Source organism: Sphingomonas sp. Leaf33 (assembly GCF_001421785.1).
In the GTDB taxonomy this organism is placed as follows: Bacteria; Pseudomonadota; Alphaproteobacteria; order Sphingomonadales; family Sphingomonadaceae; genus Sphingomonas.
In genome coordinates this window covers 1,516,317-1,519,936 of the sequence record NZ_LMLB01000001.1, presented here as the reverse complement: position 1 = coordinate 1,519,936, position 3,620 = coordinate 1,516,317, and the positions used below count along the sequence as shown (strand labels likewise).

Below are 3,620 nucleotides of genomic sequence, written 5' to 3'. Positions count from 1 at the left end.
ATTCCGCGCCGAGATCGCCGCCGCAGTCCGCTCGACATCGCCTTTTCTCAGCACGTTGCTCGAAGCGAACGGGTCAACACTCGACCAGGCATCCTTTCTGATTAAGCCGGCCCCAGGGTGGCCGCTTCGTCCGCGCATGTCCGGGAACAGCTTGCTTGGCCTTGGCGGCGGTCGGCACTTCTTCCGGAACTATCTCGCCAGCCTAGCCTCCGGCGGCGGAGTAAAGCCGCCGGTTCGGGGCGACTCCCACGGCTACAGCTTTTTCCTCAACGAAGGGGGGTGGGCCCGCGTCCAGATCGTCGGTCACTCGCTGGAAATTGACGCTGAAATTGGGCCATTGCGGTTCGAGACCCGGTTTGGTGCCTTGCGGATCGAACTCGACCGCGGATTGCCTGAGACCCTGGCGGTAGCTTGCATCGGTCGGCCGGTTGATGAGGTCATTGATCACGAGTCGCTACGCGGCCACGGGTGGCGGATCATCGAGGTGGACCCGGAGCATCCACCATACTTTCGTCAGACCTTGGTGATCGCTACCGGGTCGGTCGGGTACCGGATGCCCTGGTGGCGGAATAACTCGTAGTCACGTGATGTGGACGATATCTCGAACGCGTTGGCGACCCGCACCTTCCGTAAGGCACCAACTGCTTAAGTTTCCTCAACAGGATCACGCTGCCCTTAACCCGTCGTCTACTTCCCGTGTCGTACCGAGCAATCGACGCGCACTTTAGTGGACTGGGAACTAGCATGGCAAAAGTTTCGAACGGATCTTCGGCGAAGCGTATGACGATGACCATTAACGGCATCATACGGCCGGCTAGTGCCGCGCCCGACCACGTTACCATTCGCGTAAACGACACCGAAACGAGTTGGTCCCTGCCCGGTGCGACCCCGCACGAAGCGGTTTATTCGGCAGCCATCGAGGCGATGTTTCAGGCTGACGCAGCAGGCGTTACTCATCTTACGTTGCAGACCCCAGCCAATCTCGTACGGCGACAGGTCACCGGCGAGTGGGCGACCGAGAGTCCGGCTTTGCGCCGCGTTAGCCTCATCTACGAACTATTCAGGATCGACTTCGACGACGTCGATTGGATCAAGGGCCCGGCCTGAGCGCAGAGGTCACAATTTCAGTCGCATCCGCTTCGTTCGCGGTCGGGTGGCGAAGAACAACTCCAGGTCGAGCACGCCCCGAATCATGTCAGGTAGCCATTCTGTGCTCCGCCAGAGCGACAATTCGAGTGTGGGATGGTTCAACGCGCCGAATAGCACATCGTGCAGAGTCAGTGTGGAGCGGTCTCCGTAGACGAAGGTGTGGTTCCATTGCTCCCCGGTCACGCCATTAAACAGCCGGAAGTGCCGGTAGCCGGTCGGGAGTGGCGTTGCCGGCAGTCGCGCGGCGAGATCGTCAAGGTCGGTCGAATCGAGGCCCGCCAGCGGGCGGATGAATTCAGCGACCGATGCTGCGTCCGGGACGCCCGTCGCGCGCATGTCAGCCGCCATTTTCATCTGGTGGGCGGTTTTCTCGCGATAGTCGCCGTTGGCTACGGTTACGTGTGCGTCGCCGAATTTCGCCTCCACAAGTATCTTCATTTTCCATCCTCCTGTTAATGACACTTCGTCCGATCTCGATCGGCACTTCTTGGCTAGCAAGGCAGAAAGAATCTTGAGCCTACCCGCGGGGCGGCAAGCGGCACGTCGGGGGATCGCAGGACTCGATGATCCGTAGCTTCGCTCCGATGTCGAGTTCCCGAAGGATGCGAGCCTGCCGCCCGACCGAGCTTTTCGCAGGTGGACGGTGGAAATGTTGAATGGCTGAAAAGCCAAGCGCGGCGAGGCGTGCGCGCCTGCATTCGCCGTCAGGCTCGCGTCAACAAACTGACACGGATGCAATGTCGATAAAAATGGAGCCTGCCAGATCGCGCTTAGGAAACAGGCGGGACCGCTCAGAATGAAAAAATGAGCAGCCGGGCGTGAAAACCGACAAACCGCTGGAGGCCCGACCGGGAATCGAACCCGGGTGCAAGGATTTGCAGTCCTCTGCGTCACCACTCCGCCATCGGGCCTCGATGCGGTGGAGGCGGGCAGATGCGGCGGGATCGCGCGCATGTCAACCGGCTTGGCGCGGTCGGGCGGTCGGGCTAGACGCGCCGGCATGACGCTCACGCTCTACAACAGCCTCACCCGGCAGACCGAAGCCTTCACGCCCATTCATGCCGGAGAGGCGCGCGTCTACACCTGCGGGCCGACCGTCTATAACTATCAGCACATCGGCAACATGCGCGCGTTCCTGTTCGCCGATACGCTGGGCCGCGTGCTGAAGTGGAACGGCTATGCGCTGACCCATATCATCAACATCACCGACGTCGGCCACCTGACGTCGGACGCCGACGCGGGCGAGGACAAGATGGAAAAGGCCGCGCTAGCAAAGGGCGCGTCGATCTGGGACATCGCGGCGCATTACACCCACGCCTTCAAACGCGACATCCGGCGGCTGAACATCACCGATCCCGCCGAATGGACGGTCGCGACCGATTACGTGCCGCAGATGATCGACTTCGCAAAGCGGATCGAAAAGGACTGCTACACGATCGACGGTGGGCTGTACTTCGACGTGTCGAAGGTGCCGAACTACGGCAGCCTTGCGCGCGCCACGACAGAGGACGGCGAGAGCCGGATCGAGCCCGTCGACGGCAAGCGCAACCCGCAGGACTTCGCGATTTGGCGCACGTCCCCGCCGGACGAGCAGCGGCAGATGGAATGGGATTCGCCTTGGGGCAAAGGGGCGCCCGGCTGGCACCTCGAATGCTCGGTCATGAGCCACGCCACGCTCGGCCACCCGTTCGACATCCACACCGGCGGCATCGACCACCGCGAGATCCACCATCCGAACGAAATCGCCCAGAACCAGGCGCATTGCGATTGCAGCGATCCGGGCGCGCGGATCTGGATGCACAACAATTTTCTCATTGACCGCGGCGGGAAGATGTCGAAGTCGACGGGGCAGTTCCTGACGCTCCAGGTGCTGGTCGATGCGGGCTTCCACCCGCTCGCCTACCGGATGCTCTGCCTCCAGGCGCATTATCGCAGCGAGCTGGAATTCTCGTGGGACAACCTCGCCGCCGCCTCGACGCGGTTGAAGCGGCTGGTGCAGACGGTCGAACGATTGCGCGACCGGTTCGCGTCCGAGCCGCGCGGGACATTGGAGACGCCGGAAGTCGACGAAGCCAAGGCCGCGGTCAGCGACGACCTGAATACGGCGCGCGCGCTGGTGCTGCTCGAATCGGTGGCGGGCGGCAAGGGTCACGCCGGCGACCGCTTTACCGCGGTGCGCAAGATCGACCGCGTGCTCGGCCTGCGCCTGGCGATGATCACCCGCGACGAACTGCGCATCCGCCCCGCCCATGCGACGCTGGAGGAGGACGCGATCGAGGCCCGGTTGGTCGAACGCCGCGAAGCCCGCGCGGCCAAGGACTTCGCGCGAAGCGACGCGATCCGCGACGAACTGACCGCAGCCGGGGTCGAGGTCATGGACGGCGATCCGCTCGGCTGGGATTGGAAAGTGGTCCTCCCCTAAAAATCCTCCCCGCTCGCGGGGAGGGGGACCAGCCGCAGGCTGGTGGAGG

General features: G+C 62.9%; 4 protein-coding genes and 1 tRNA gene. 3 read left to right on the top strand and 2 right to left on the bottom strand.

Annotated elements, in window-relative coordinates; translation table 11 throughout:
• Nucleotides 1–580: hypothetical protein (locus ASE86_RS07530; RefSeq protein ID WP_162233319.1), on the top strand; the 580-nt coding region annotated here is incomplete at its 5' end.
• Between the two features lie 164 nt (nt 581–744).
• Nucleotides 745–1,107 carry a reverse transcriptase-like protein gene (locus ASE86_RS07525; RefSeq protein ID WP_156347062.1) on the top strand — a complete coding sequence of 121 codons (363 nt, stop codon included), beginning with the start codon at nt 745–747 and terminating at the stop codon, nt 1,105–1,107.
• 9 nt (nt 1,108–1,116) lie between these two features.
• On the opposite strand, the gene ASE86_RS07520 is transcribed toward ASE86_RS07525, so the two are convergent.
• Together ASE86_RS07520 and ASE86_RS07515 are read right to left on the bottom strand one after the other, a co-directional pair.
• Entirely contained in the window at nt 1,117–1,587 is a 471-nt protein-coding gene (locus ASE86_RS07520) for a hypothetical protein (RefSeq protein ID WP_056424154.1), read from the bottom strand.
• 399 nt (nt 1,588–1,986) lie between these two features.
• Nucleotides 1,987–2,060: transfer RNA gene (locus ASE86_RS07515), tRNA-Cys, on the bottom strand.
• A gap of 89 nt (nt 2,061–2,149) precedes the next feature.
• Between ASE86_RS07515 and cysS the strand changes: the two genes are divergently transcribed.
• Nucleotides 2,150–3,571: a cysteine--tRNA ligase gene (cysS, locus tag ASE86_RS07510; protein ID WP_056424152.1), complete on the top strand. Its 1,422-nt coding sequence runs from the start codon at nt 2,150–2,152 to the stop codon at nt 3,569–3,571.
• Nucleotides 3,572–3,620: the final 49 nt, after the last annotated feature.